Source organism: Erwinia pyri (assembly GCF_030758455.1).
Lineage (GTDB): Bacteria > Pseudomonadota > Gammaproteobacteria > Enterobacterales > Enterobacteriaceae > Erwinia > Erwinia pyri.
In genome coordinates, this window is record NZ_CP132353.1 from 1,049,532 (window position 1) to 1,075,907 (window position 26,376).

21 protein-coding genes are annotated in these 26,376 nt (G+C 55.7%); 16 read left to right on the top strand and 5 right to left on the bottom strand.

Annotated elements, in window-relative coordinates; translation table 11 throughout:
- Nucleotides 1–323 precede the first annotated feature (323 nt).
- From Q3V30_RS04915 to narL, 4 genes are all read right to left on the bottom strand, one after another.
- Entirely contained in the window at nucleotides 324–1,742 is a 1,419-nt protein-coding gene (locus tag Q3V30_RS04915; RefSeq protein WP_306213082.1) for a sugar porter family MFS transporter, read from the bottom strand.
- A gap of 170 nt (nucleotides 1,743–1,912) precedes the next feature.
- The gene (locus Q3V30_RS04920) at nucleotides 1,913–2,599 is read right to left on the bottom strand and encodes a hypothetical protein (protein ID WP_306211025.1); all 687 of its coding nucleotides are present in this window, start codon (nucleotides 2,597–2,599) and stop codon (nucleotides 1,913–1,915) included.
- Nucleotides 2,600–2,979: 380 nt separating this feature from the next.
- The gene (locus Q3V30_RS04925; protein WP_306211027.1) at nucleotides 2,980–5,700 is read right to left on the bottom strand and encodes a cation-transporting P-type ATPase; all 2,721 of its coding nucleotides are present in this window, start codon (nucleotides 5,698–5,700) and stop codon (nucleotides 2,980–2,982) included.
- 409 nt (nucleotides 5,701–6,109) lie between these two features.
- Nucleotides 6,110–6,757: a two-component system response regulator NarL gene (narL, locus tag Q3V30_RS04930; protein WP_306211030.1), complete on the bottom strand. Its 648-nt coding sequence runs from the start codon at nucleotides 6,755–6,757 to the stop codon at nucleotides 6,110–6,112.
- A gap of 327 nt (nucleotides 6,758–7,084) precedes the next feature.
- Between narL and Q3V30_RS04935 the strand changes: the two genes are divergently transcribed.
- Genes Q3V30_RS04935 through narI form a run of 5 tightly spaced genes read left to right on the top strand, consistent with a single transcriptional unit; the run spans nucleotide 7,085 to nucleotide 15,233 of the window.
- Nucleotides 7,085–8,476 carry a NarK family nitrate/nitrite MFS transporter gene (locus Q3V30_RS04935; protein WP_306211032.1) on the top strand — a complete coding sequence of 464 codons (1,392 nt, stop codon included), beginning with the start codon at nucleotides 7,085–7,087 and terminating at the stop codon, nucleotides 8,474–8,476.
- A 55-nt stretch (nucleotides 8,477–8,531) separates the two neighbouring features.
- Entirely contained in the window at nucleotides 8,532–12,293 is a 3,762-nt protein-coding gene (locus Q3V30_RS04940; protein ID WP_306211034.1) for a nitrate reductase subunit alpha, read from the top strand.
- The gene (gene narH, locus Q3V30_RS04945) at nucleotides 12,290–13,834 is read left to right on the top strand and encodes a nitrate reductase subunit beta (protein WP_306211036.1); all 1,545 of its coding nucleotides are present in this window, start codon (nucleotides 12,290–12,292) and stop codon (nucleotides 13,832–13,834) included. The genes Q3V30_RS04940 and narH overlap by 4 nt, the downstream gene beginning before the upstream one ends.
- Complete coding sequence (gene narJ / locus Q3V30_RS04950) at nucleotides 13,831–14,553, top strand: nitrate reductase molybdenum cofactor assembly chaperone (protein ID WP_306211038.1); 723 nt, start codon at nucleotides 13,831–13,833, stop codon at nucleotides 14,551–14,553. The genes narH and narJ overlap by 4 nt, the downstream gene beginning before the upstream one ends.
- A gap of 2 nt (nucleotides 14,554–14,555) precedes the next feature.
- Nucleotides 14,556–15,233 (top strand): respiratory nitrate reductase subunit gamma, encoded by a 678-nt coding sequence (narI, locus tag Q3V30_RS04955; RefSeq protein WP_306211040.1) that lies wholly within the window; start codon nucleotides 14,556–14,558, stop codon nucleotides 15,231–15,233.
- 58 nt (nucleotides 15,234–15,291) lie between these two features.
- Here the strand turns inward: narI and Q3V30_RS04960 are convergent, their stop codons facing one another.
- A complete protein-coding gene (locus Q3V30_RS04960) occupies nucleotides 15,292–16,044 on the bottom strand; it encodes a FadR/GntR family transcriptional regulator (protein WP_306211042.1) in 753 nt (250 codons plus the stop codon).
- A gap of 211 nt (nucleotides 16,045–16,255) precedes the next feature.
- Here Q3V30_RS04960 and Q3V30_RS04965 point away from each other — a divergent pair, with 211 nt between their 5' ends.
- From Q3V30_RS04965 to recA, 11 genes are all read left to right on the top strand, one after another.
- The gene (locus Q3V30_RS04965) at nucleotides 16,256–16,996 is read left to right on the top strand and encodes an SDR family oxidoreductase (protein ID WP_306211044.1); all 741 of its coding nucleotides are present in this window, start codon (nucleotides 16,256–16,258) and stop codon (nucleotides 16,994–16,996) included.
- Between the two features lie 30 nt (nucleotides 16,997–17,026).
- A complete protein-coding gene (locus Q3V30_RS04970) occupies nucleotides 17,027–17,869 on the top strand; it encodes a fumarylacetoacetate hydrolase family protein (RefSeq protein ID WP_306211046.1) in 843 nt (280 codons plus the stop codon).
- A gap of 24 nt (nucleotides 17,870–17,893) precedes the next feature.
- Complete coding sequence (locus tag Q3V30_RS04975; RefSeq protein ID WP_306211048.1) at nucleotides 17,894–19,183, top strand: L-fuconate dehydratase; 1,290 nt, start codon at nucleotides 17,894–17,896, stop codon at nucleotides 19,181–19,183.
- Entirely contained in the window at nucleotides 19,183–20,028 is an 846-nt protein-coding gene (locus tag Q3V30_RS04980; RefSeq protein ID WP_306211050.1) for an amidohydrolase family protein, read from the top strand. Before Q3V30_RS04975 ends, Q3V30_RS04980 begins: the two co-directional genes overlap by 1 nt.
- A complete protein-coding gene (locus Q3V30_RS04985) occupies nucleotides 20,025–20,801 on the top strand; it encodes an L-fucose dehydrogenase (protein WP_306211052.1) in 777 nt (258 codons plus the stop codon). The genes Q3V30_RS04980 and Q3V30_RS04985 overlap by 4 nt, the downstream gene beginning before the upstream one ends.
- Nucleotides 20,798–21,148, top strand: coding sequence for an L-rhamnose mutarotase (locus tag Q3V30_RS04990; protein ID WP_306211054.1), 351 nt, complete (start codon nucleotides 20,798–20,800; stop codon nucleotides 21,146–21,148). Before Q3V30_RS04985 ends, Q3V30_RS04990 begins: the two co-directional genes overlap by 4 nt.
- 81 nt (nucleotides 21,149–21,229) lie before the next feature.
- Nucleotides 21,230–22,462, top strand: coding sequence for an L-fucose:H+ symporter permease (gene fucP / locus Q3V30_RS04995; protein ID WP_306211056.1), 1,233 nt, complete (start codon nucleotides 21,230–21,232; stop codon nucleotides 22,460–22,462).
- Between the two features lie 139 nt (nucleotides 22,463–22,601).
- On the top strand, nucleotides 22,602–23,669 hold the full coding sequence (gene mltB, locus Q3V30_RS05000) for a lytic murein transglycosylase B (protein ID WP_306211058.1): 1,068 nt from the start codon (nucleotides 22,602–22,604) through the stop codon (nucleotides 23,667–23,669).
- A 111-nt stretch (nucleotides 23,670–23,780) separates the two neighbouring features.
- Complete coding sequence (gene tam, locus Q3V30_RS05005) at nucleotides 23,781–24,554, top strand: trans-aconitate 2-methyltransferase (RefSeq protein ID WP_306211060.1); 774 nt, start codon at nucleotides 23,781–23,783, stop codon at nucleotides 24,552–24,554.
- Nucleotides 24,555–24,655: 101 nt separating this feature from the next.
- Nucleotides 24,656–25,150, top strand: a complete 495-nt coding sequence (gene pncC / locus Q3V30_RS05010) for a nicotinamide-nucleotide amidase (RefSeq protein ID WP_306211062.1) — start codon at nucleotides 24,656–24,658, stop codon at nucleotides 25,148–25,150.
- A 97-nt stretch (nucleotides 25,151–25,247) separates the two neighbouring features.
- Nucleotides 25,248–26,315: a recombinase RecA gene (gene recA, locus Q3V30_RS05015; RefSeq protein WP_306211064.1), complete on the top strand. Its 1,068-nt coding sequence runs from the start codon at nucleotides 25,248–25,250 to the stop codon at nucleotides 26,313–26,315.
- Nucleotides 26,316–26,376: the final 61 nt, after the last annotated feature.

Here is a 26,376-nt window from a genome sequence, read left to right on the forward strand (position 1 = left end):
ATCGCCATCATCTGTCTAAAACCAGCAAACTGCAGGTAAAAGCGCAGTTGTCTAACGCCGCTTGTCGGATGCTCTCTGCGGCCCAGTTATCCAGCAGCATCTCGCTGCCCTTTAAAGAGTCAGACAATCAACAGCGTACGGCTGCTTTTGGCCGTAAAACCTATCGCTTTTTTGACGGCGAATCGCCGGTGACTCGTCAGAATTTAATCGATCTCTTAAAACGTCAGCCAACCGAGTACCAAGTTAATGAAAATCTCGATGAGTCGGTTTATGGAAAAATAAAAGCCAGGGGTTATTTTCTGGCTTTTATTTTTTACAGAAGTTTATTGCCCCAGGTCCCGGAGTTTCTTACCAGACATCAGATTCTTTTCAATGTGTTCAAGGGTAACTCCCTTGGTTTCAGGGACAAGAAGAAACGTTATCACGATGAAGACCAGGTTGAACCCTGTATAGAGCCAGAATGTCCCGGCTGGTCCTATGCTACCCAGTAAAGAAAGGAAGGTTGCACCGATAATCATGTTTGCCACCCAGTTAGTCGTCGTTGAGCATGTGATGCCAAAGTCCCGGCATTTGAGAGGTTGTATCTCAGAGCAGAGTATCCAGACCACAGGCGCTGCGCTCATGGCATAGCCTCCTATGCATAGCATCGTCATGCCAACCGACACCCATGACAGGCCTGTGCTGATCTCTCCCTGACCCGCTTTCATCAGGCAGTAACCCAGAATCATGGTGGCAAATGCCATCACACTGAATCCAATTTTAAGGATTGGTTTTCTTCCGGTTCTGTCAACGGTGAAGACCGCAATGAAAGTCGCGAACATGAATGTCAGGCCAACCACTATGGTCGCAATCATTTGCTCCTGAGTGCTCTGGAAGCCAGCCATTTTGAAAATCTGAGGGGCGTAATACATGATGATGTTCATACCAGTAAACTGTTGCATACCCTGAAGCAACATACCGAGATAGACGGCCCGTCTCACGTTACTGTTTTGCCTGAAAAGAGCAAACCCTCCCTGCTTCATGCGCAGGCTTTCTCTTATCTCATTCAGTTCCTGTCGCGCCTTCTCTGATGTATCTCTCAGCATCCGCAGAACTTCTTCCGCCTCTACATGAAGACCTTTCGATGCCAGCCAGCGGGGGCTGTTTGGCAGGAAAATCACCATGACGAAAAGAACGACCGCGGGTATAGCGAGAACGCCCAGCATTGCCCGCCAGTTGCCACTGTAACTGAATGCCGTATCTGACAGGAAAGCCACAACAATACCAAAGGTGATCATCAGCTGATAAAGGCTGATCATTTGCCCACGGACATTCTCGGTTGCCATCTCCGAGAGATAGAGTGGGGCTGTGTAAGAGGCAATACCCACGGCCAGACCGAGCAGGACTCTGAATGTCAGAAGAACTTCGACACTGTTTGCAAAGGCCGAGCCCAGGGAACCTACTATGAAGAGGATAGCCCCAGCCATAAGGCTGTATTTCCTTCCCAGGCGATGTGAAACCCAACCGTTACAGATTGCCCCAATAGCGGCGCCCAGCATCATACTGCTGACTACCCATTCCTGTTCATGGCTGGTTAACTGGAAATGCTCTGTGATGAAAGGCAGGGCACCTGAGATAACACCTATATCCAGTCCAAACAGAAGCCCGGCAAGAGCAGCGGATATGGATACAAAAAGATTCATTCTTCTGACTTTTGACTGATGATCACCATCGTATGTAACGGCCTGGTTTACATGAGACATCATTAAGCTCCGCTCATTCAGCATGTAAGATTGCTCAAGTTTACTAAGCGGATGCCGGCAGAATTAGGGCGCCTGCCTCTTAAGATATGGACTTTCTGGCTAAAGCTGCTGTTTATGTGATGAGGATCTCACTATGCAACCTCATCATTTCAAATTCATTCCCATGAAAATTAAATAATATTTAAAGGGCTTTGCCAGTCATATTGAGTAAGCACAAGTTTGATTTTACCCTCAACTTCGCCATACCTCATGTCCGAATTCGACAGAAAATATTCTCTGATAAGCGGCGGCAGCTTTTTTGATTTATACCTTAATAAAGTTGTATGCCAGAACTCAGGGGGCAAAGCTTTGCCTGGGTATCTTTCCTGCAATTTTAACCGCCAGTCAGAATTCATTAGGTCATCCCAGAATCTTTGTCGCAGGCTGATTGACTCCTTGTCAGGAATGCCAGCCAGTAATAACTGATTAGGGAGTGCTACGAGCTGAAGCTCTTTGACCTTCAGCTCGCTATTCTTGATAATGTGACTAAATCGTTCTGCCAGGTCGGTAATGTCAGAGATCTCTTTATAACTCTCATAAATGGATTGAGTCACAGCAAGGAAGGTCAGGTGGAAGTTTTCTTCACGCATAACTTCGGCGAGGGGATCATTATCAGTCAGTGATTTAATATCGGATAACAGCGCTCTGATATGGGGATTTAGCTCGGGCTGAATGCCACTTGTCAACGCTAACAGTTTTTCAGGATAGAAAACCACATCCTTATCGTTGGGATCATTTCCCGGTTCCAGCAGCCACTCATGAATAGTCTCTTGTGAGCGATTAAAGTAAATTTTTTGAAGGTAATTATCGTTGTCCAAAATACCCCCTTAAAATAAATGCTTTTAAAATTTATGATTAATGTTATTTAACAGATTACAGGCATTACTAAGCATTGCGTTGTTCTAAGTTTAGACTAAATTTGTCTGTAAATAAAAAAATAAAATTTCAGGTTGTGAACCCTCTTCACAGGATCTGAAATCATTTATTTTAATACAATTCAGATGATCTGAAATGATTTATTTTAATGCAGCTTAGAATCTCTGAAAGCATTTATATTAATGCGGGCTTACCACCAGGTGTATGAAAATTTTTTTTATCACCGGTGTTGATAAATACCTTGCCGCTTACCCTTCCTCTGAAAGCTATTGCTATATAGCCTGTCACGCGGGCACAACCTCGTGACAGGCAGGTTTGAGCCTTACTGCCGGCGGAAACGGCGGGTGAGGGGTTTTTCCAGCTCAACAACCAGGAACAGCAGCGCCGCGACGGCGAAGGTTATTCCCCAGTAGCGCAGCGGGAGGGCTTCGGTGCCGAACAGCATCTGCATAAAGGGCAGGTAAATAATGGCCAGCTGGAGCAGCAGCAGCACGCCGCTGACCAGCCAGACACCTTTATTACGCAGCAGGCTTCTGCCCAGAGAGAAGCCGTCGCTGCGGCGGCAGTTCAGCATATAGACCCACTGCGCCGTTACCAGCATTTGCAGCAGAACGGTGCGGATAAACTCCGGGCTGTAACCACGCGGCTGCAGCCAGGCTTCCAGCACAAAGGCGCTGACCGCGATTAACAGGCCGACAAACCCCACGCGCCAGAGGGCGAAGCCATCCATTACCGACTGAGCCACGTTGCGGGGTGGTCGCTTCATAATGTTGTTTTCTGCCGGTTCAAACGCCAGACCAAAGGAGAGGGTGGCGGAAGTAGCCATGTTCATCCAGAGGATCAGCACTGGCGTCAGTGGAATAAGATTCCCCGCCAGCAGCGCAATAATAATCAGCAGACCCTGTGCCAGGTTGGTAGGCATCACAAACAGAATGGTTTTCTTCAGGTTGTCATAGACGCGGCGTCCCTCTTTCACCGCGCTGGCAAGGGTGGCGAAGTTGTCATCGGTCAGCACCATATCCGCCGCTTCTTTGGTCACTTCGGTGCCTTTGATGCCCATTGCGATGCCAACGTCGGCCTGCTTAAGGGCTGGCGCATCGTTGACCCCATCGCCGGTCATGCCCACAATTTCCCCTTGCTGCTGCAGGGCCTTCACCAGGCGCAGCTTATGTTCCGGGCTGGTACGGGCGAAAATATCAAACTTCACCGCCGCTTCCGTCAGCTCTGCATCGTCCATTTTTTCCAGCTCGGCACCGGTAATGGCCTGCTGGCCGTCGCCTATCCCCAGCATTTTTCCAATGCTCATCGCCGTCTGCTGGTGGTCGCCGGTGATCATCTTCACCCGGATACCGGCCTGTTGGCAGATTTTGATAGCGTTAATCGCTTCCGGGCGCGGAGGATCCATCATTCCGGCGATACCGAGAAAGATTAACCCCTCCTGCAGGTGAGCGTGCGTGAGAGGAGCGTTGTCTGACGGTGCGGGCTTCCAGGCGGCCGCTACCATCCGTAAGCCTTCACGGGCATGCGAGACAATGTGATTTTCCCAGTACTGACGGTCAAAGGGTTGCGGGCCCGCTTCGCTCTGCTGCTGCTGACACATTGTGAACAGCACGTCCGGCGCGCCGGTGATCAATATCTGCTGCTCGTGCCCGATTTCATGGCGGGTTGCCATATATTTGTATTGTGAATCAAAAGGAATTTTGTCGATCGGGCGCACCGCCACCGGCAGCAATTTTGCCCGGGCTGCCAGCACTTTCAGCGCACCTTCGGTGGGACCGCCGGTCAGCACCCATTGGTTCTCATCGTTACGGGTCAGCTGGCTGTCGTTGCACAAATCCAGCGTGCGCAGATAGCGTTCAAGGACGCTGCCTGGCTGAACAGCTATAGGGCTGTCGCTGCCCTGAAGGGTAATTTTGCCTTCCGGCTCATAGCTCTCTCCTTCCACGCGATAGCACGCTTCGGCAGTGATCACGGCTTTTACCGTCATCTCATTCAGCGTCAGCGTGCCGGTTTTATCGGAACAGACCACGGTCATGGCGCCCAGGGTTTCAACCGTTGGCAGCTTACGGATAATCGCCCCTTTACGCGCCAGCGCCTGCACCCCCAACGAGAGAATGATAGAAATAATGGCCGGCAAACCTTCCGGTACTGCCCCAACCGCCAGGCTTATCAGCGACAGCAGCAGCTCACCCATCGGCATATCGCGCATCAGCAGGCTGAAGATAAACAGCGCTATCATCATGACAAAGATAATGAGCGAGATGCCTTTGCCGAGTTTGTCCATCTGCAGCAGCAGCGGCGTGCGGTTTTTAGTGACCGAGGCGATCATCTGATTGATGTGACCCAGTTCAGTATCGCCGCCTGTGGCCGTGACTACGCCAGTGCCGCTGCCAGCGCTGATCAGCGTGCCGGAGAAGAGCATATTCTTACGGTCGGCAAGGGGAAGATCGCCCGTCAGCGCGGCCGTGCTTTTCTCAACAACTGTGGATTCGCCGGTGAGGATCGCCTCCTCAACCCGAAGATTATGGGCTTCAGTAAGGCGCAGATCGGCCGGTACGCGATCGCCAGCGCGCAATACTACGATATCGCCCGGCACAAGATCGGCAACAGGCAGCGTCTGATGGCTCCCCTCCCGGATCGCCACCGCTTCGCTGGAGAGCATGGTGGTGATGCTCTTCAGGGATTTTTCCGCGTTGCTTTCCTGAATGTGACCAATCAGCGCGTTAATTACCGCCACGCCGAGGATCACCAGCGTATCAATCCAGTGGCCCATCACCGCCGTCAGTAATGCCGCCACCAGCAGGACATAAATCAGCACGTCATGAAAATGGGCCAGAAAGCGCAGCCAGGCTGGCTTACCCTTGTGCTGTGGCAGCGTGTTGGGGCCATGTTCGGCAAGGCGTTCAGCCCCCTCTGCCTGGCTAAGCCCGGCTTGTCGGCTCCCGGTTTTTTCTACTGTTTCTTCAGTCGTCAGCTGATAAGGTTTTTTCTCTGAGCCAGAAGGGGAACTATATTTATTGATGTGATATGTACTGTTCGGCAAAATTTTTTCTCCGCAGAAGTCAATTAATAGTGCTGGTGAAATTGTGCGCAGAGTAATGGAGGTAATACCTGAGGGAATTGATCGGAAACAATAGGGGATAAAATTTCGCCTCGTCGGGTAAACAGAATTGACTCTGTTTAAGTTGTATTTAGAAAATTTGAGTATGTTTGACCTCAGATGAATAATTTACGGAGGTAAACATGGGTGTTTACAGTTTGAGGCGGATAGCGGCCTATGTCCTGTGCGCGCTGGCTTTAGTGGTGGTGATGGGGTGGGGGACTTTTATGGTCGTCAGCGCAATGGGATAAATTACGCCTTTACTCTTTTTTAAAATAGTATCAATAAAGTAAACAGCGATATTAATTTCCAGCGCCTGAATTAATTATGGCAGGGATTATCTCACAGGTTATTATTGATGCCCGCTCTGTAAAGCCCAGACGGCAGCTTCAACCCGCGATTTTAACTTCATTTTTTTCAGCAGATGCTTAACGTGCACCTTAACGGTGCTTTCGGTAATAGAGAGCTTGCGGGCGATCGCTTTATTGGTCATGCCCTGAGTAATAAGTTTCAGGATATCGCGTTCGCGGCGGGTGAGCTGTTCAATATCCCGCTCCTCCGTTGGGCGGTTCTCCCGCAGGCTGGCGACCAGCACGTTGGTTAACGTTTCGCTCAGCACCATCTGTCCCGCCGCGGCCTGATGCAGTGATTTCAGCAGCTCTTCCGGCTCCATATCCTTCAGCAGATAGCCATCAGCACCGCGCTTCAGGGCGTTGACCACATCATCCTCGTGATTGGAGACGCTGAACACCACGATGCGGCCGGAAAGCTCGATCGTCCGCAGCTGCACCAGCGTATCCAGCCCGTTCATGCCGGGCATGTTTAAATCCAGCAGGATCAGATCCGGATCGTGCTCGCCCGCCAGCGCAACCCCCTGGGTACCGTTGCCCGCTTCCGCCACCACCTGTAAACGGTCATCCAGCTCTATCAGCTGTTTTACCCCGTTGCGCAGCATCGGGTGATCGTCAATCAGTAATATCGTGGCGGCTTCTTCTTTCACGGCGTTAATCCTTCTGGCTGGTGCGAATGGCTTGCGGGTAGAAAAGGGTACCGGCGCTATTCTACGGATTGCCAGGACGATCCCTATACCACTTAAGAGGTAATCACTAATTTCCGCCGCACACAACCGGTTAAGTAAGGTTCAGCGAAATCATAAAAAAGATATTAATTAACAACCGGTTATTTTCACTCTTTCCTCTACCTCTTAAGGCTCCCGGCAGAGGGGAAGAGCGGGATTACCTGCCGTCTGGTTGATTTGCATCAACCTCAGACGAACCGGGGATCAGCAGGATGGCGGCAATATCCTTCTGTCGATGAGAACCCCAAGATGTCACAAACTTCTTCTATGCCCCTGAAAGGCGGGACGGTGATCCAGGAGTGGCAGCCTGAAAACGCCGAATTCTGGCAACAGCACGGCAAGCGGATCGCCAGCCGTAATCTGTGGATTTCCGTTTTCTGCCTGCTGCTCGCTTTTTGCGTCTGGATGCTGTTCAGCGCGGTTGCCGTTAACCTCAATAAAGTGGGTTTTGACTTTACCACGGAACAACTCTTCCTGTTGACCGCGTTGCCTTCCGTAGCCTGTGCGCTGCTGCGCGTACCGTACTCCTTTGTTATTCCTATCTTTGGTGGGCGTCGCTGGACGGCTTTCAGCACCGCTATTCTGCTGATCCCCTGCCTGTGGTTGGGCTTCGCCGTGCAGGATACCCGCACCCCGTTCTCCATCTTTATGATTATCGCCCTGCTGTGCGGCTGTGCCGGTGCGAATTTTGCCTCCAGCATGGGCAATATCAGCTTCTTTTTCCCACGCGCCAGGCAGGGCGGCGCGCTGGGTATCAACGGTGGCCTGGGGAATCTTGGCGTCAGCGTGATGCAGTTCCTGGCACCGCTGGCCATCTCCTTTGGCATCTTCAGTGCCTTCGGCGGCGGTGCGCAAACCGCCGCCAGTGGCGAGATCATCTGGCTGGAAAATGCGGCCTGGCTCTGGGTGCCGTTCCTGATCGTCGGGACGCTGCTGGCCTGGTTTGGCATGAACGATATCGCCTCGTCAAAATCCTCTCTGCGTGAGCAGCTGCCGGTACTGAAGCGGCCTCATCTGTGGATTATGGCAGTGCTCTATCTGGCGACGTTTGGCTCTTTCATCGGTTTCTCAGCCGGCTTTGCCATGCTCTCTAAAACGCAGTTTCCTGACATCGTGATCCTGAAATATGCCTTCTTTGGGCCATTTTTAGGGGCGCTGGCCCGTTCTGCAGGCGGCATGCTCTCCGACAAATTTGGCGGCGTACGCGTCACCCTGCTCAACTTCATTGTGATGACCTTCTTCAGCGGCCTGCTGTTTATGACGCTGCCGGGAGAGGGGCAGGCTGGCTCGTTTATCGCGTTTTACAGCGTCTTTATGGTGCTGTTTATCAATGCCGGGCTGGGCAGCGGATCGACCTTCCAGATGATTGCGGTGATTTTCCGCAAAAATACCCTGGGGCGCGTAAAGGCGCAGGGCGGAAGCGAGGCTGCCGCGCAGCACGAAGCCGTAACCGAAACCTCTGCTGCACTGGGCTTTATTTCCGCCATTGGTGCCGCTGGCGGCTTTTTTATTCCGCAAATGTTTGGCATGTCGCTGGCGATGACCGGCTCCCCGGCAGGCGCAATGAAAGTGTTCCTGGCGTTTTACCTGCTCTGCGTAGCGATCACCTGGCTGGTGTATGGCCGTAAAAAAGCAGCCTGATGTTGAGCCCGCGGCGGCGGGCTGAACGCCTTCTACCTCTTAAGGAGAATTTCGGATGAGCAAATTTCTCGACAGGTTTCGCTACTTCAAGCAGCTGGCGGAACCTTTCTCTGGCAATCATGGCCAGACTCTTAACAGCAATCGTGACTGGGAAGATGGCTACCGCAGCCGCTGGCAGCACGACAAAATTGTGCGTTCTACCCACGGGGTGAACTGCACCGGCTCCTGTAGCTGGAAAATTTATGTGAAAAATGGCCTGGTCACCTGGGAAACCCAGCAGACCGACTATCCCCGCACCCGTCCCGATTTGCCAAACCATGAGCCGCGCGGCTGCCCACGCGGTGCCAGCTACTCCTGGTATCTCTACAGCGCTAACCGGCTGAAATATCCGCTGATGCGCAAAAAGTTGATTAAGCTCTGGCGTGAAGCGAAAGCGGAACACAGCGATCCGGTGGTGGCCTGGGGATCTATCGTCAGCGATCCGCAGAAGGCGAAAAGCTACAAGGTGGCTCGTGGGCGCGGTGGCTTTGTTCGTTCAAGCTGGCAGGAAGTCAACGAGCTGATTGCCGCCTCTAATATCTACACCGCCAAAACCTTTGGGCCGGATCGCATTGTGGGCTTCTCACCGATCCCGGCTATGTCGATGGTTTCCTATGCCGCTGGCGCCCGCTATCTCTCGCTGATTGGCGGCGCCTGCCTGAGTTTTTATGACTGGTATTGTGACCTGCCGCCCGCTTCGCCAATGACCTGGGGCGAGCAGACCGACGTGCCGGAATCTGCCGACTGGTATAACTCGTCCTACATCATCGCCTGGGGCTCTAACGTGCCGCAGACCCGTACGCCAGATGCGCACTTCTTCACCGAAGTCCGGTACAAAGGCACAAAAACGGTGGCGATCACCCCGGATTATGCTGAAGTCGCCAAGCTCTGCGATCAGTGGCTGAATCCCAAACAGGGCACCGACAGCGCAATGGCGCTGGCGATGGGCCACGTGATGCTTAAAGAGTTCCACCTCGAGCGCGAAGTGCCTTATTTCCGCGATTACGTCCGCCGCTATACCGATATGCCGATGCTGGTGCTGCTGGAGCCGCGCGATGGTGGTTTCTACGCCGCCGGTCGCCAGCTCCGCGCCAGCGATCTGGTGGACGGTCTGGGCCAGGAAAATAATCCTGAATGGAAAACCGTGGCGATCAACCAGGCCGATGGCGAGCTGGTGGCGCCGCAGGGATCTATCGGTTTCCGCTGGGGCGAACAGGGCAAATGGAACCTGGAATCCCGCGAAGGCAAAACGCAGCGGGAAGTGGAGCTGCAGCTCAGCCTGCTGGGCAGCCACGACGAAGTGGTTGAGGTCGGCTTCCCCTATTTCGGCGGCATCGCCAGCGAAAACTTCAACAGCGTGGCGCTGGAAGAGATCCTGCTGCACAAGCTGCCGGTGAAACGCCTCAGGCTGGCCGATGGCAGCGAAGGGCTGGTGACCAGCGTTTATGACCTGACGCTGGCAAACTACGGGCTGGATCGCGGGCTGGAAGATGATAACTGCGCGAAAAATTACGATGAAGTGAAAGCTTACAGCCCCGCGTGGGCAGAGCAGATCACCGGCGTATCGCGGCAGAACATCATTCGTATTGCCCGCGAGTTTGCGCAAAATGCGGAAACCACCCATGGCCGTTCAATGATTATCGTCGGGGCCGGGATGAACCACTGGTACCACATGGATATGAACTACCGTGGCCTGATCAACATGCTGGTGTTCTGCGGCTGCGTCGGGCAGAGCGGCGGCGGCTGGGCGCACTATGTCGGCCAGGAGAAACTGCGGCCGCAAACCGGCTGGACCCCGCTGGCGTTCGCGCTCGACTGGCAGCGTCCTCCTCGCCATATGAACAGCACTTCGTTCTTCTATAACCACTCCAGCCAGTGGCGTTATGAGGCGGTTACCACCGAAGAGCTGCTCTCACCGCTGGCGGATAAAAGCCGCTACAGCGGCAGCCTGATTGACTTTAACGTGCGCTCTGAGCGCATGGGCTGGCTGCCTTCCGCGCCGCAGCTGGACAGCAATCCACTTCACCTGGCCGCCAAAGCGCGGGAGGCTGGCCTCTCGCCGGTGGAATACACCGTTGAAAGCCTGAAGAACGGCTCGCTGCGGTTTGCCGCCGAACAGCCGGACAATCCGCAGAACTTCCCGAGAAACCTCTTTGTCTGGCGCTCCAACCTGCTTGGCTCCTCCGGTAAAGGGCATGAGTACATGCTCAAATATCTGCTCGGCACCGAGAACGGTATCCAGGGCAAAGATCTGGGCGTGCAGGGCGGCGTCATGCCGGAAGAGGTTGAGTGGCAGGAGCAGGGCGGCGAAGGCAAGCTGGATCTGGTGGTGACGCTGGACTTCCGCATGTCCAGCACCTGCCTCTACTCCGATATCGTGCTGCCAACCGCGACCTGGTATGAAAAAGACGACATGAATACCTCGGATATGCATCCGTTTATTCATCCGCTCTCCGCCGCGGTCGATCCCGCCTGGGAGTCGAAAAGCGACTGGGAAATCTACAAAGGCATTGCTAAAACCTTCTCTGAACTCTGTGTCGGCCACCTGGGCCAGGAGACGGACGTGGTGACGCTGCCGGTGCAGCACGACTCCCCGGCTGAGCTGGCGCAGCCGTTCGACGTCAGGGACTGGAAAAAAGGGGAGTGCGAGCTGATCCCAGGTAAAACGGCGCCGCACATCATGGTGGTGGAGCGTGATTACCCGGCTACTTTCGAGCGTTTCACCTCGCTGGGACCGCTGCTGGACAAGCTTGGCAACGGCGGAAAAGGGATCAGCTGGAATACGCAGACTGAGGTCGATTTCCTCAAACAGCTTAACTACGTCAAGGCGGATGGCCCGGCAGCCGGCAGACCGAATATTGCTACGGCGATTGATGCGGCGGAAGTGATCCTCTCGCTGGCACCCGAAACCAACGGTCAGGTAGCGGTCAAGGCCTGGCAGGCGCTGAGCGCTATCACCGGACGGGATCATACCCATCTGGCGCTGAATAAAGAGGATGAGAAGATCCGCTTCCGCGATATTCAGGCGCAGCCGCGCAAAATTATCTCCAGCCCCACCTGGTCAGGTCTGGAAGATGAGCACGTCTCTTACAACGCCTGCTACACCAACGTGCATGAGCTGATCCCGTGGCGAACGCTCAGTGGTCGCCAGCAGCTCTATCAGGATCATGAGTGGATGCGTGCCTTCGGCGAAAGCCTGCTGGTCTACCGCCCGCCAATCGATACCCGCGCGGCAAAACCGTTGCTGAATCAGAAGCCTAACGGTAACCCGGAAAAGGCGCTGAATTTCCTGACGCCGCACCAGAAATGGGGCATCCACTCCACCTACAGCGACAACCTGCTGATGCTGACGCTGTCACGCGGCGGCCCGATTGTCTGGATGAGCGAAGAGGATGCGAAGGAGTTAGGCATTGCAGATAACGACTGGATTGAGGCGTTTAACGCCAACGGTGCATTGACCGCCCGTGCGGTGGTGAGCCAGCGTGTTCCGGCTGGCATGACCATGATGTACCACGCGCAGGAGCGCATCGTGAACATTCCGGGCTCAGAAATCACCAGCCAGCGCGGCGGTATTCATAACTCCGTCACCCGCGCCTGCCCGAAACCGACCCATATGATTGGCGGCTATGCGCAGCAGTCGTATGGCTTCAACTACTACGGCACCGTCGGCTCCAACCGCGACGAGTTCGTGATTGTCAGAAAAATGAACAACATTGACTGGTTAGACGGTGAAGGCACCGACGATTGCCAGGGCAGCCAGCAGGAGAGTCAGCCATGAAAATTCGTTCGCAAGTCGGCATGGTGCTGAACCTGGACAAATGCATCGGATGCCATACCTGTTCCGTGACCTGTAAAAACGTCTGGACCAGCCGGGAAGGGATGGAGTATGCCTGGTTCAACAACGTAGAGAGTAAACCGGGCGTGGGGTATCCCCATGCCTGGGAGGATCAGCAGAAATGGAAAGGGGGCTGGATCCGCAAAATCAACGGCAAGCTGGAGCCGCGCATGGGCAGCCGCGTTGGTTTGCTGTCGAAGATCTTTGCCAACCCGGACGTACCAGCGCTGGATGATTATTACGAACCCTTTGATTTCGACTATCAGAATCTGCACACCGCACCGGCGGGTAAGCATCAGCCGATTGCGCGTCCCCGCTCGCTGATCACCGGCCAGCGCATGAAGAAGATTGAAAACGGCCCGAACTGGGAAGAGATCCTGGGCGGCGAGTTCTCTAAACGCTCGGCGGACAAGAACTTCGACAACATTCAGAAAGAGATGTACGGGCAGTTTGAAAACACCTTCATGATGTATCTGCCGCGCCTGTGTGAACACTGCCTGAACCCGGCGTGCGTGGCGACCTGCCCAAGCGGCGCCATCTATAAGCGCGGTGAAGATGGCATCGTGCTGATCGATCAGGATAAATGCCGCGGCTGGCGCATGTGCCTGACCGGCTGCCCTTACAAAAAAATCTACTTTAACTGGAAGAGCGGCAAGTCAGAGAAATGCATCTTCTGCTATCCGCGTATTGAAGCGGGCCAGCCCACCGTCTGTTCAGAAACCTGCGTGGGGCGCATCCGTTATCTTGGCGTACTGCTGTATGACGCCGATCGCATTGAGCAGGCCGCCTCCGCGGAGAACGAGCAGGATCTCTATCAGCGTCAGCTGGAAATCTTCCTCGACCCGCATGACCCGGCGGTAATTGAGCAGGCGCTGGCAGAGGGTATTCCGCAAAGCGTGATTGACGCCGCGCAGCAGTCGCCGGTCTATAAAATGGCGATGGAGTGGAAGCTCGCCTTACCGCTGCACCCGGAATACCGCACGCTGCCGATGGTCTGGTATGTGCCGCCATTATCCCCGATCCAGTCCGTTGCCGATGCGGGCGAGCTGGGCCACAGCGGCGTGCTGCCGGATGTCGAAAGCCTGCGTATTCCGGTGCAGTATCTGGCAAACCTGCTGACCGCTGGCGATACCGCACCAGTGCTGCTGGCGCTGAAACGCATGCTGGCGATGCGCCACTACAAGCGTGCGGAGACGGTAGAAGGGCAGAGCGATACCCGCGCCCTTGAGCAGGTTGGCTTAACGGAAGCGCAGGCGCAGGAGATGTACCGCTATCTGGCGATCGCCAACTATGAGGATCGTTTTGTGGTGCCCTCCAGCCATCGCGAGCTGGCACGGGAAGCCTTCCCCGAAAGCAAAGGCTGCGGCTTCAGCTTCGGTGATGGCTGCCACGGCAGCGACAGCAAATTCAACCTGTTCAACAGCCGCCGGATTGATGCCATCGATATCGGCCGTAAAACGCCGCCGCAGGAGGATCGCTCATGATCGTTTTACGCGCTATTGGCCGCCTGCTGGATTACCCGGATCGGGATCTTTTTGATCATCATGCTGAGCTGGTTGAAGTGCTGCAAAGCGCGCCGGAGCTGGCAACGGAACAGGTCGCTCGTCTGACAGCGTTTATTGAAACCTTCTGCGCGCGTCCTCTGCTGGATGTGCAGGCGGAGTACTGTGAGCTGTTTGACCGTGGTCGCGCCACCTCGCTGCTGCTGTTTGAGCATGTGCATGGTGAATCACGCGATCGCGGTCAGGCGATGGTCGATCTGCTGGATCAGTACCGCGCCGACGGCCTGGAGCTGGATGCAAAAGAGCTGCCGGACTATCTGCCGCTCTACCTGGAATATCTTGGCAGCGGGTCCGCTGAGCGGGCGCGTGGCGGTTTGCAGGATATCGCCCCGATTCTGGCGTTGCTGGCCGCGCGCCTGCAGCAGCGCGGTACCCCTTATGCGCTGCTGTTTGAGGCGCTGATTGCGCTTTCCGCCAGCGGCGTGGAGGCGGAATCGCTCAGGCCGCAGATAGAGCAAGAGGCTCGTGACGATACGCCTGCTGCGCTGGACGCCGTCTGGGAAGAGGAGCAGGTGAAGTTTCTGGGTGAGCAGGGGTGCGCTTCTGCGCAACAGGCCGCGCATCAGCGCCGCTTCGCCGGGGCGGTAGCTCCGCAGTATCTGGATGTGGCTCAGGCCACGGCACGTTCCACAGGAGAGTAATCGTGCACTATTTATCTCTGTTCTTTTTCGATATCTATCCCTATCTGGCGGGCGCGGTTTTCCTGATCGGCAGCTGGCTTCGTTACGACTACGGCCAGTACAGCTGGCGGGCGGGCTCCAGCCAGATGCTGGACAAAAAAGGGATGCGTCTGGCCTCCAATCTGTTCCATATTGGCATTATTGGCATCTTCTTTGGCCATATTGTTGGCATGCTGACGCCACACTGGATGTATGAGGCCTTTCTGCCCATCGACGTGAAGCAGAAGCTGGCGATGATCGCCGGGGGGATCTGTGGCCTGCTGACGCTGGTGGGCGGGGCGCTGCTGCTTAAACGTCGCCTGACCAATCCCCGTGTGCGGGCAACCAGCAGCTTCGGCGATATTCTGATCCTGACGCTGCTGGTGGTGCAGGTTTGCCTGGGGCTGCTGACCATTCCGTTCTCCGCCCAGCATCTGGACGGCAGCGAAATGATGAAGCTGGTCGCCTGGGCGCAGGCGGTGGTGACGTTCCACGGCGGAGCCTCGCAGCATCTGGAAGGCGTGGCACCGATCTTCCGCCTGCATATGGTGCTGGGAATGACCCTGTTCCTGCTGTTCCCGTTCTGCCGCCTGGTGCATATCTGGAGCGCGCCGGTGGAGTACCTCACCCGGCGTTATCAACTGGTGCGTAACCGCCGCTAATTACGGCATCATCACGCCATCCTTAAGCTCTTGCCAGGGCCGGTTATACCGGCCTTGTTTATCCCCGTCCGAATATCTCGATCACCGCATCAAGATGATCTTTCATCGCTTTTTTGGCCGCACGCGGATCGCGTGACTTCAGAGCCTGCAGGATCGCCAGATGCTCTGTCTCAGAGCGATGCGGCATATCCTGCGGCGTATAGTGCTGTTGCAGGCTGCGAAACATCGTGCCGTAGCGATGCCCCAGCAGGTGGGCAATGATAAAGGCGTAAGCGGGGTTGCCGCTCGCCTGAGCGATACGAATATGAAACAGTCTGTCGCCAGGATGGGTCGCCGAACCCTGCCGGTTATCGCGGCAGTTCTGCGCATAAGCCTGCTCAATCAACTCAAGTTCAGCCTCTGAAGCATGACGCGCCGCCAGGGCCGCCGTCTCTGGCTCTATCAGGCGGCGGGTTTGCAACAGGGAGAAAGGCGGCAGCTCCGCGCTGAAATCGAGCTGGATGTTCAGCTCGTCATCCAGATCCGCCCACTGATCCCGCCCCGCCTGCTGCATCACCGGCTCTTCCGAGGGCGACGCTTGCGGCTGGCAGACAATCACGCCGTTCCCCACCCGCACATCCACCAGGCCAATAACCTCCAGCGCTATCAGCGCCTCCCGCACCGAAGCGCGACTGACCTGAAGCTGGCTGGCCAAATCCCGTTCGGCAGGCAGCTTGCTGCCAGGCGGAAATTCACCGCTGGCGATCAGCTGTTTCAGCTGATCGGCAATCTGACGGTAAATCCTTGGATTCTCTAATTTTTGTATCGGCATGGCTCACCAGACGGTTTTTTAGTTAAGCGATTCAGCCAGCACTTTGCAGAGATTCTGCTTGCTGCTTTGTTTTCAGTATGTAAAAAATTGGTTAATTAATTAGCGCGTTTTAAGCCTTAACTGCCCTGAATCATAGCAAAAGGGCGCCGCTTAAAACGTTTTTTTTCACCGTTAATGGCCTGACCATTAGTCCTTTGTGCAAGGAATTCGTATGGATTTGCAAGGTAAGAAGGTGCTGATCACTGCCGCCGGACAGGGAATCGGGCTGAATACCGCCCGCCTGTTTGCGCAAGCTGGCGCGGAAGTTATCGCCACGGACATCAATCTTTCGCAACTGCATGAGATACCTGGGGTGATCGGCCGGGAGCTGGATGTGACCCGTCCGCAGGCAATCCAGGCACTGGCAGAAGAGGTCGGCACGCTCGACGTGCTGTTCAACTGCGCTGGCGTGGTACACAGCGGCGATATCCTCAGTTGCAGCGAGCAGGAGTGGCAGTTCGCCCTCGACCTCAACGTCACCGCCATGTTCCATACCGTAAGAGCTTTTCTGCCAGCGATGCTGATGCAGAAAAAAGGGTCAATCATCAACATGTCTTCGGTGGCTTCCAGCGTTAAAGGGGTGCCGAACCGCTTCGCTTACAGCGCCTCGAAAGCTGCCGTGATCGGATTAACAAAATCAGTGGCTGCGGACTATGTCTCGCAGGGTATCCGCTGCAACGCCATTTGCCCGGGTACGGTGGAATCCCCTTCGCTTCATCAGCGTATTGCCGCTCAGGCAAAGGCGGAGGGGCGAAGCGAGGAGGAGGTTTATCAGGCATTTGTCTCCCGCCAACCGATAGGCCGCATCGGCAAAACGGAGGAGATTGCCCAGCTGGCGCTCTATCTGGCCTCTGATGCCAGTGCTTACACCACCGGCGCCGTCCACGTTATTGATGGTGGCTGGAGCAACTAAGCCACCCACAGTCTGTTGAAAGGAGTAAGGATGAAATTATTACGTTACGGCCAGCCAGGAGAAGAGCGTCCGGGCGCCATCGATGCAGCGGGAAAGCTACGCGACCTCTCCGGCGTGGTTGACGATATAGGTGGCAAGGTCCTGTTGCCCGAATCGCTGAATAAACTGCGTCAGCTTGACCTGGCTTCGCTGCCGCTGGTTGAGGGAAATCCGCGACTGGGCGCCTGCGTGGGAAGCGTCGGGAAATTCATCTGTATCGGCCTGAACTACGCCGACCATGCGACAGAAACCGGAGCCGAGATCCCCAAAGAGCCGGTGGTTTTCAGCAAATGGACCAGTGCTATCGTCGGCCCGAATGACGATGTAGAAATCCCCCGCGACTCGCAAAAAACCGACTGGGAAGTGGAGCTGGGCGTGGTGATTGGTAAGGGAGGTCGCTACATCAGCGAAGCTGAAGCGCTCTCGCACGTTGCCGGTTATTGCGTGATTAACGATGTCTCGGAACGTGAATTTCAAATTGAGCGGGGCGGAACCTGGGATAAAGGCAAAGGGTGCGACACCTTCGGTCCTCTTGGGCCGTGGCTGGTGACGGCAGAAGAGATCCCCGAGCCGAATAAACTGAATCTGTGGCTGGAGGTGGATGGCAAACGTTATCAGCAGGGCAACACCAGCACCATGATTTTCACCGTGCCAGAAATCATCAGCTACCTCAGCCGGTTTATGAGCCTGCAACCCGGAGATGTGATCTCCACCGGTACGCCGCCGGGCGTAGGGATGGGGCAGAAGCCGCCGGTCTACCTTCGCGCCGGGCAGGAGATCCGGCTGGGAATTGAGGGGCTGGGTGAACAGCGCCAGAAAACTATTCAGGCTTAAAGCCAGATCTTACAGGACGCTCTTATGACAACGATTACCGCCATGCGCGTGGAAGATATCCGTTTTCCGACCTCCCTCTCTCTGGATGGATCGGATGCGATGAATCCTGACCCCGATTATTCAGCAGCCTACGTGATTTTAGAAACCGATACCGTCGGGTTAAGCGGCCACGGGCTGACTTTTACTATTGGCCGGGGAAATGAGATCTGCTGTGCGGCTATTCACGCGCTCGAACATTTGGTTGTGGGGCAGAGTCTGGCGGCGATGACCGCCAATATGGGGGCGTTCTGGCGCTCGTTTACCAGCGACAGCCAGCTGCGCTGGATTGGGCCAGACAAAGGTGCCATCCATCTCGCTACGGGCGCGGTGGTTAACGCCGTCTGGGATTTGTGGAGCAAGGCGGAGGGCAAACCGCTGTGGCGACTGGTGGCTGACATGTCGCCTGAAGAGCTGGTGCGCTGCATCGATTTCCGCTATCTCACCGACTGCATTACGCCGGAGGAGGCGCTGACGCTGCTTCGTCAGCGGGCGGATAACAAAGAGCAGCGCCTGCAAACGCTGCTGGCTGAAGGCTATCCCTGCTATACCACCTCAGCGGGCTGGCTGGGCTATCCCGACGACAAGCTGCGCCGTCTCTGTCAGGAAGCTGTCGATGCCGGTTTCGACTACCTCAAGCTGAAAGTGGGCCGCGATCTGGAAGATGATATCCGCCGGGTGACCATTGCCCGCGAGGTGATCGGCCCCGATCGCAAGCTGATGATCGACGCAAATCAGGTGTGGGAGACCGACGAAGCGATCCCCTGGGTAAATAAACTCGCCTTTGCGGATCCGTGGTTTATTGAAGAACCCACCAGCCCCGATGATATTGAAGGCCACCGCCGCATTCGGGAAGCCATCGCGCCTGTGAAGGTGGCCACCGGCGAGATGTGTCAGAACCGCATTATGTTCAAGCAGTTCATCATGCGCGGCGCCATTGATGTGGTGCAGATCGATGCCTGCCGGATGGGGGGCGTCAACGAAATTCTGGCCGTTATGCTGATGGCGGCGAAATATAACCTGCCGGTCTGCCCGCACGCGGGCGGCGTGGGGCTGTGCGAATACGTGCAGCATCTGTCGATGATTGACTATTTGTGCATCGCCGGAACCCATGAGGGGCGGGTTATTGAGTATGTGGATCATCTTCACGAGCACTTTGTGCATCCCTGCGTGATCAAAGGGGCTGCGTATATGCCGCCGGAGCACGCCGGTTTCTCTATCGAGATGTTTCCCGCCTCGATTGAGCAATACCGCTTCCGCGCCCTGGAGCCAGCCTGATGACGCTGCGCATTGATGCGCATCAGCATTTCTGGCGTTACCAGCCGCAGGAGTATGGCTGGATTAGCGGGGAGATGGCGCGCCTGAAGCACGATTTTTTGCCGTCACAGCTGGCAGCAGAGCTGGCCGCACAGCAGATTCAGGGCAGCGTGGCGGTGCAGGCCCGGCAAACGCCGGAAGAGACGCGCTGGCTGCTCTCGCTGGCTGAACGTAGCCCGGAAATAAAAGCGGTAGTGGGCTGGATCGATTTACAGCAGCCGGACTTGTCGCCACAGCTGGAAGCCTTTAACGGGCAACCTTTACTGCGCGGCTTTCGCCACCTGATTCAGGATGAAGCTGATCCGGCAGAGTGGATGGCGCAGGCTGCGATTAAACCAGCCATGCAGGCACTGCAGCAGCAGGAGTATGTCTGGGATCTGCTGGTGACGCACCGGCATCTCGCCGAGGCTGCGCTTTTTGCTGCCCGGTTCGACCGCCACCAGATAGTGCTGGACCATCTGGGTAAACCTGACCTTGCGGCTGGCGCGCAACAGTGGGCAAAACAGATTGCGCCACTGGCGGCGCTGCCGCACGTCAGCTGCAAACTCTCCGGCCTGTTGACCGAACCCCGCCCGGCAGGTTACGGCGTGAATGATCTGTTGCCCTTTGTAGAGGCGGCGCTGGAAGCCTTTGGCAGTGAAAGAATAATGGTGGGATCGGACTGGCCGGTCTGTCTGCTGGCGGGGGAGTATCAGGATGCCTGGCAATCCGTTCAGCAGGCTCTCTCACCTTTAACACTAAGCGAGCAGGCAGCCATCACTGGAGGTAACGCCTGCCGAATCTACCGAATAGAGGATGGGATATGAACCTTCATTTGCAAAACAGAGTGGTGATCGTCACCGGCGGCGGTTCCGGCATTGGTGCCGCCATTTCGCTGACGCTGGCGGAAGAGGGCGCCATCCCGGTCATCATCAGCAACAGTGAACCGCCTGCTGAGTTGATGGAGAGGCTCAGACAGCATCAGCCGGAGGCGCTGTTTATGCTGGCTGAATTACAGGATGAGGCGAGCTGTATCAATGCCGTTCAGGGCGTGATCCAGCAGTTCGGCCGCATTGATGGGTTGGTCAATAACGCAGGCGTTAACGACAGCATCGGGCTGGAGGCTGGACGGGAAGCGTTTGTGCGTTCGCTGGAAAAGAATCTGATCCATTACTACCTGATGGCCCACCTTTGCCTGGACGCGCTGCGGGCCAGCAAAGGGGCGATCGTCAATATCAGCTCAAAGACGGCGCTTACCGGACAGGGCAATACCAGCGGTTATGCCTCTGCCAAGGGAGGCGTGCTGGCGCTGACCCGCGAATGGGCAGCCGCGCTGCTGGCTGATGGGATCCGCGTGAATGCGGTGATCCCTGCCGAAGTCATGACCCCACTGTATGAGCGCTGGATCAAGACGTTCGATCGGCCAGAGGAGAAGTTACAGCAGATCACCAGCCATATCCCGTTGGGGAAAAGAATGACCACGCCGCAGGAAATTGCGGATACCACCGTGTTTCTTCTCTCGGCACGCGCTTCACATACCACCGGCCAGTGGCTGTCGGTTGACGGCGGCTATTCCCACCTGGACAGGGCGCTGACATGAGCGGCGGCCAGCGTTATTGCCAGGCGCTGGATCTGGCGGACGATCCTGAACTTCAGCAGCAGTATCGCGAACTTCATCAGCACATCTGGCCGGAAATCACCCGCCATCTGCAACGTTATGGCATCACCCAGATGGAGATTTACCTGTTGGGCACGCGGCTGGTGATGATCATGGAAACCGCCCCTGATTTTGATGCGGCGCAGTTTGCTGCCAGTAGTGCACAGGATGCCAGAGTGCGTGAATGGGAGGCGCTGATGTGGAGATATCAGCGGCCCACCCCCTGGACCCCACCCGGAGAGAAATGGGTCGCGATGGAACGAATCTTCTCTTTGCAGTCGCAGATTTGAAAAAACAACGGGTCTTTGACCTCTACTCTTTTTATGCCGGTGTTATTCGCTGTACTGGCCACAGCTACCGAGGAACGAATTATGTTAGTCAATAAAACGACTGCGCCGGCTTATCAGAAGCAGAACGCGGTCTCACATTACCGGCTGGCTTTTATTCTTGTGACCGTGCTCTTCTTTATGTGGGGGCTCTCCTATGGCCTGCTGGACGTGCTGAACAAGCATTTTCAGGAGGTGCTGCACGTCAGTAAAGCGCAGTCGGGCCTGCTGCAGGCCGCCTATTTCGGCGCTTATTTTGTGGTTGCCCTCCCGGCTGGCTTCTTTATGGATCGCTATGGTTATAAAGCCGGGGTGCTGGTAGGACTCTGTCTTTATGCGCTGGGTGCACTGCTGTTCGTGCCTGCGGCGGCGGCGGGCAGCTTTACGCTGTTCCTGCTGGCGCTGTTTGTGATTGCGCTGGGGCTGGGATGCCTGGAGACGGCGGCCAACCCTTACGCCACGGTGCTGGGAGACCCTTCCGGCGCTGAGCGTCGTCTGAACCTATCGCAATCCTTTAATGGCCTGGGGCAGTTTATTGGCCCGGTGATCGGCGGCTCGTTATTCTTCTCCGCCACGCAGGGCACCACCACCGAAGGGCTGGAGTCGGTAAAAATCACCTATGTGGCAATTGCCGCCCTGGTTCTGGTGATTGCCTTTGTCTTTGGCCGTACCCGCATGCCGGATATTCGGGCGCAGGAAGAGGAGCAGAGCAGCGGTGACACGAAAAGCTTGTGGCAGCACGGACATTTTACTGGCGGCGTCATTGCTCAGTTCTTTTATGTTGCCGCTCAGGTGGGCGTCGGGGCGTTCTTTATTAATTACGTTACCGAACACTGGGCGAGTCTCTCTAATCAGAACGCCTCTTATCTGCTGTCGGTGGCGATGGTCAGCTTTATGATTGGCCGTTTCTTCAGCACCTGGCTGATGGGGCGCGTGCGCCCGGCAACCCTGCTGGTGGCTTACGCGGCGATCAACATTGTGCTCTGTGCCGTAGTGGTTTCAGGGATGGAAACGGTCTCTGTTATTGCGCTGGTGGCGGTCTTCTTCTTTATGTCGATCATGTTCCCGACGCTGTTTGCAATGGGCGTCAAGAATATGGGCAAGCAGACCAAGCGCGCCAGTTCGCTGATGATTATGGCTATTGTTGGCGGGGCGATCATGCCCTATCTGATGGGGGCCGTGGCTGACCATTACAGTACGGCTGCCGCCTATACCCTGCCTTTGCTCTGTTTTGCTGTGGTGCTGGCTTACGCGCTTCGCCAGCGCGCAAGGGCTTAACTTCTCTCTCTGCCCTGGCCGCTATCCGGGCGCCTGCAATCCTGCAAGTGCCCGTTCTTTACATAACAACCGCTTTTCTTCCCGTTGGCCAATGCTTTAACATGACCGATACTTCTTCGCATCGCACTATGGATATTCAATGCGTTATCTGGCCACACTTCTTCCCGCTCTGCTGTTACTCACTGCCTGCAGTAGCCACAAGCAGCCTCAGGCGGTTGAGCCGCAGGGAAACCCTTTCGGCGGCGGTTTCCAGCTCGAACCCTCCCATGACTACCATCCTTTAATGGGTGACTTTGCCAATAACTCCGCCACCGAGCGTTTTGTGGATAAAATGGTGCGCGAGCATGGTTTCCAGCGCCAGCAGCTGCATGACGTGCTGGCGCAGGCTAAAAACCTGGATTGGGTAGTCCGGCTGATGGATCGTCAGGCACCGATAGCGCAGGGTCCCACCGGACCCAACGGTGCCTGGATCCGCTATCGTAATAAATTTATTACCCCGTCAAACGTGCAAAACGGCGTGGCGTTCTGGAATCAGTATCAGGATGCCCTGCAGCGCGCTTACCAGACTTACGGGGTGCCGCCAGAAATCATTGTTGGCATTATTGGCGTGGAAACGCGCTGGGGCCGCGTCATGGGCAAAACCCGCATTATCGATGCGCTCTCCACGCTGGCCTTTAACTACCCTCGTCGGGCCGATTTCTTCAGCGCAGAGCTGGAAACCTTCCTGCTGATGGCGAGAGAAGAGGGCGATGATCCGCTGGACCTCCGTGGCTCCTATGCAGGCGCAATGGGCTATGGGCAGTTCATGCCCTCTTCGTTTAAAAGCTATGCGGTAGATTTTAATGGCGACGGACACATCAATCTTTGGGATCCGGTCGATGCTATCGGCAGCGTGGCTCACTACTTCAGCGCCCATGGCTGGGTGAAGAACGGCACGGTAGCCGTCCCGGCGACCGGTCCATCAACAACCTGGGAAACCGGCTTCAAAACGCGCTATACCGTCTCCTCTCTGGCGGCTGGCGGCTTCCAGCCTGAGCTGAAGCTCGACGGCAATCAGCAGGTCAGCCTGCTGCGGTTTGATATGGGTACCGGCTATCAGTACTGGTTCGGACTCCCTAACTTTTACGCCATCACCCGCTACAACCACAGCAATCACTACGCAATGGCGGTCTGGCAACTGGGGCTGGCCGTGCGGGACGCACGCTAAGGCGGGCAGGGAAGAGCGGCAAACTCGCTGCTCTTCCCCATGACGGGAGAGTAAACTCATCAATTATCCTCTACAGTAAAAGAGCAGTACGATCGTTATAAAGAGGAAAACATGAAAGAGTGGAATCCCGATCTTTATCGTCAGTTTGAGGCTGAACGGACTCGCCCTGCTACTGAACTGCTCTCCCGCATTCCCCGCCGCAATGTCAGCTATGCCACCGACCTGGGGTGTGGTCCCGGAAACAGTACCGAGCTGCTTTTTCAGACGTGGCCCGAGGCGCACATTACCGGGCTGGACAGCTCTCAGGCGATGCTTGAGCAGGCGTTGAGGCGGCTACCAGACTGTGATTTTATTCAGGCTGATATCCGTCACTGGCAGGCTCCGGTGCCGCAGGATCTGATCTATGCCAACGCCTCTTTACAGTGGCTGAACGATCACCAGCAGCTTTTCCCCCATCTTGTTACCCAGCTTGCTTCTGGCGGTGTTCTGGCCGTTCAGATGCCTGATAACCTTGACCAGCCTACGCACAGTCTGATGCGCAAAGTGGCCGGCAGCGTGGCCTGGTCAGCAAAAACGGGCACCAGCGCGGCAGAACGAACCCGGTTGCTTACAACGGAAGATTACTACGACCTGTTAACTCGGGCAGGCTGTAAGGTGGATATCTGGCGAACAACTTATTATCACGTGATGCCCTCACATCAGGCGATGGTGGAGTGGCTTCGGGCAACCGGCCTGCGCCCCTTCCTGACGCGGCTGGATGATCAGGAGCAGGAGGCATTTCTGTTGCAGTATCGCAATGAGCTAAGAAAAGCTTACCCTTTCCGTCAGGATGGCAACGTACTGATGCCTTTTCCCCGGCTGTTTATGGTGGCGCAGAAGCGCTGACCGGCAGATTTGTACTGGAATGCGTCTCGTAAATCTGCGCCATCCGGCACGGCGCTGCGGGAAAAATGCTATACTTTGCATCCATTATTCAGGAGGCCACGATGACGGACAGCGAGTTGATGCAGCTTAGCCAGCAGGTAGGGCAGTCGCTGCTGCAGCGCAAGGCGACGGTGACCACCGCTGAGTCCTGTACCGGCGGATGGATTGCGAAAGTGCTGACTGATATCGCCGGAAGTTCCCAGTGGTTCGAACGGGGCTTCGTCACCTACAGCAATGAGGCCAAGCAGGGCCTGGTTGGCGTTAACGAGGCGTCGCTGGCAAGCTATGGCGCGGTGAGTGAGCAGGTGGTACGTGAAATGGCTGAAGGTGCCTTAAAGCAGGCGAAAGCTGGTTACGCTCTCTCGGTCAGTGGTATCGCCGGGCCGGATGGTGGCTCGTCTGAAAAACCGGTCGGTACAGTCTGGTTTGGCTTTGCGGCAGAGGGTAAGAAAACGCTGGCGCAGCGCCAGGTTTTCGCGGGCGACAGAGAGGCTGTTCGCCGTCAGGCCACGGCCCATGCGCTGCTTATCCTACAGGATCATTTTCTCGAAAATTAAGCTTGATACTGTATGACTATACAGTATAATTAGCCCCAGATTGATTTATGCAGAGCCGCGTTAACGTGTGCTTTACCCCGCGTGATTAGGAGTAGAAATGGCTATTGACGAAAACAAACAAAAAGCACTGGCAGCAGCGCTCGGCCAGATTGAAAAACAGTTTGGTAAAGGCTCCATCATGCGCCTGGGTGAAGACCGCACGATGGACGTAGAGACTATCTCTACCGGTTCCCTGTCGCTGGATATCGCACTGGGTGCCGGCGGTTTGCCGATGGGCCGTATTGTTGAAATCTATGGACCAGAATCCTCAGGTAAAACCACGCTGACGCTGCAGGTCATCGCTTCTGCACAGCGTAAAGGTAAAACCTGTGCGTTTATCGATGCTGAACATGCGCTTGACCCGGTCTATGCCAAGAAGCTGGGCGTGGATATCGACAACCTGCTCTGCTCTCAGCCGGATACCGGTGAGCAGGCGCTGGAAATCTGTGATGCGCTGGCGCGTTCAGGTGCGGTAGACGTGATCATCGTGGACTCCGTAGCGGCGCTGACGCCGAAAGCAGAGATCGAGGGTGAAATCGGTGACTCACATATGGGCCTTGCGGCACGTATGATGAGCCAGGCGATGCGTAAGCTGGCCGGTAACCTGAAAAACTCCAATACCCTGCTGATCTTCATCAACCAGATCCGTATGAAAATTGGTGTGATGTTCGGTAACCCGGAAACCACCACCGGCGGTAACGCGCTGAAGTTCTACGCTTCGGTACGTCTTGATATTCGCCGTATCGGCGCTATCAAAGAGGGCGACGAAGTAGTAGGTAGCGAAACCCGCGTGAAAGTGGTCAAGAACAAAATTGCTGCGCCATTTAAGCAGGCTGAGTTCCAGATCATGTACGGTGAAGGCATCAACATCTACGGTGAGCTGGTTGACCTGGGCGTCAAGCACAAGCTGATTGAAAAAGCGGGTGCCTGGTACAGCTACAATGGCGACAAAATCGGTCAGGGTAAAGCCAATGCCGGTAACTTCCTGAAAGAGAATGCTGCCGTAGCTGCTGAGATTGAAGCCAAACTGCGCGCCACGCTGATGAGTAATCCAGATACCAAGCCTGACTTTGTTGCCACGGCTGAAGAGAAGGATGAAACCAGCGAAACCAACGAAAACTTCTGATTTCGTTGCTGACCACCGGTAAAACGGGTCAGATGGAAAAAAGGAACGGGTGAAAACCCGT

Coding starts and splice junctions, on each gene's coding strand:
- mltB (WP_306211058.1), top strand. CDS start 22,602: ATGCGTTATCTGGCCACACTTCTTCCCGCTCTGCTGTTACTCACTGCC.
- fucP (WP_306211056.1), top strand. CDS start 21,230: ATGTTAGTCAATAAAACGACTGCGCCGGCTTATCAGAAGCAGAACGCG.
- Q3V30_RS04970 (WP_306211046.1), top strand. CDS start 17,027: ATGAAATTATTACGTTACGGCCAGCCAGGAGAAGAGCGTCCGGGCGCC.
- Q3V30_RS04965 (WP_306211044.1), top strand. CDS start 16,256: ATGGATTTGCAAGGTAAGAAGGTGCTGATCACTGCCGCCGGACAGGGA.
- Q3V30_RS04985 (WP_306211052.1), top strand. CDS start 20,025: ATGAACCTTCATTTGCAAAACAGAGTGGTGATCGTCACCGGCGGCGGT.
- Q3V30_RS04960 (WP_306211042.1), bottom strand. CDS start 16,044: ATGCCGATACAAAAATTAGAGAATCCAAGGATTTACCGTCAGATTGCC.
- Q3V30_RS04990 (WP_306211054.1), top strand. CDS start 20,798: ATGAGCGGCGGCCAGCGTTATTGCCAGGCGCTGGATCTGGCGGACGAT.
- Q3V30_RS04940 (WP_306211034.1), top strand. CDS start 8,532: ATGAGCAAATTTCTCGACAGGTTTCGCTACTTCAAGCAGCTGGCGGAA.
- narJ (WP_306211038.1), top strand. CDS start 13,831: ATGATCGTTTTACGCGCTATTGGCCGCCTGCTGGATTACCCGGATCGG.
- recA (WP_306211064.1), top strand. CDS start 25,248: ATGGCTATTGACGAAAACAAACAAAAAGCACTGGCAGCAGCGCTCGGC.
- tam (WP_306211060.1), top strand. CDS start 23,781: ATGAAAGAGTGGAATCCCGATCTTTATCGTCAGTTTGAGGCTGAACGG.
- narH (WP_306211036.1), top strand. CDS start 12,290: ATGAAAATTCGTTCGCAAGTCGGCATGGTGCTGAACCTGGACAAATGC.
- Q3V30_RS04980 (WP_306211050.1), top strand. CDS start 19,183: ATGACGCTGCGCATTGATGCGCATCAGCATTTCTGGCGTTACCAGCCG.
- Q3V30_RS04915 (WP_306213082.1), bottom strand. CDS start 1,742: ATGTCTCATGTAAACCAGGCCGTTACATACGATGGTGATCATCAGTCA.
- Q3V30_RS04935 (WP_306211032.1), top strand. CDS start 7,085: ATGTCACAAACTTCTTCTATGCCCCTGAAAGGCGGGACGGTGATCCAG.
- Q3V30_RS04975 (WP_306211048.1), top strand. CDS start 17,894: ATGACAACGATTACCGCCATGCGCGTGGAAGATATCCGTTTTCCGACC.
- pncC (WP_306211062.1), top strand. CDS start 24,656: ATGACGGACAGCGAGTTGATGCAGCTTAGCCAGCAGGTAGGGCAGTCG.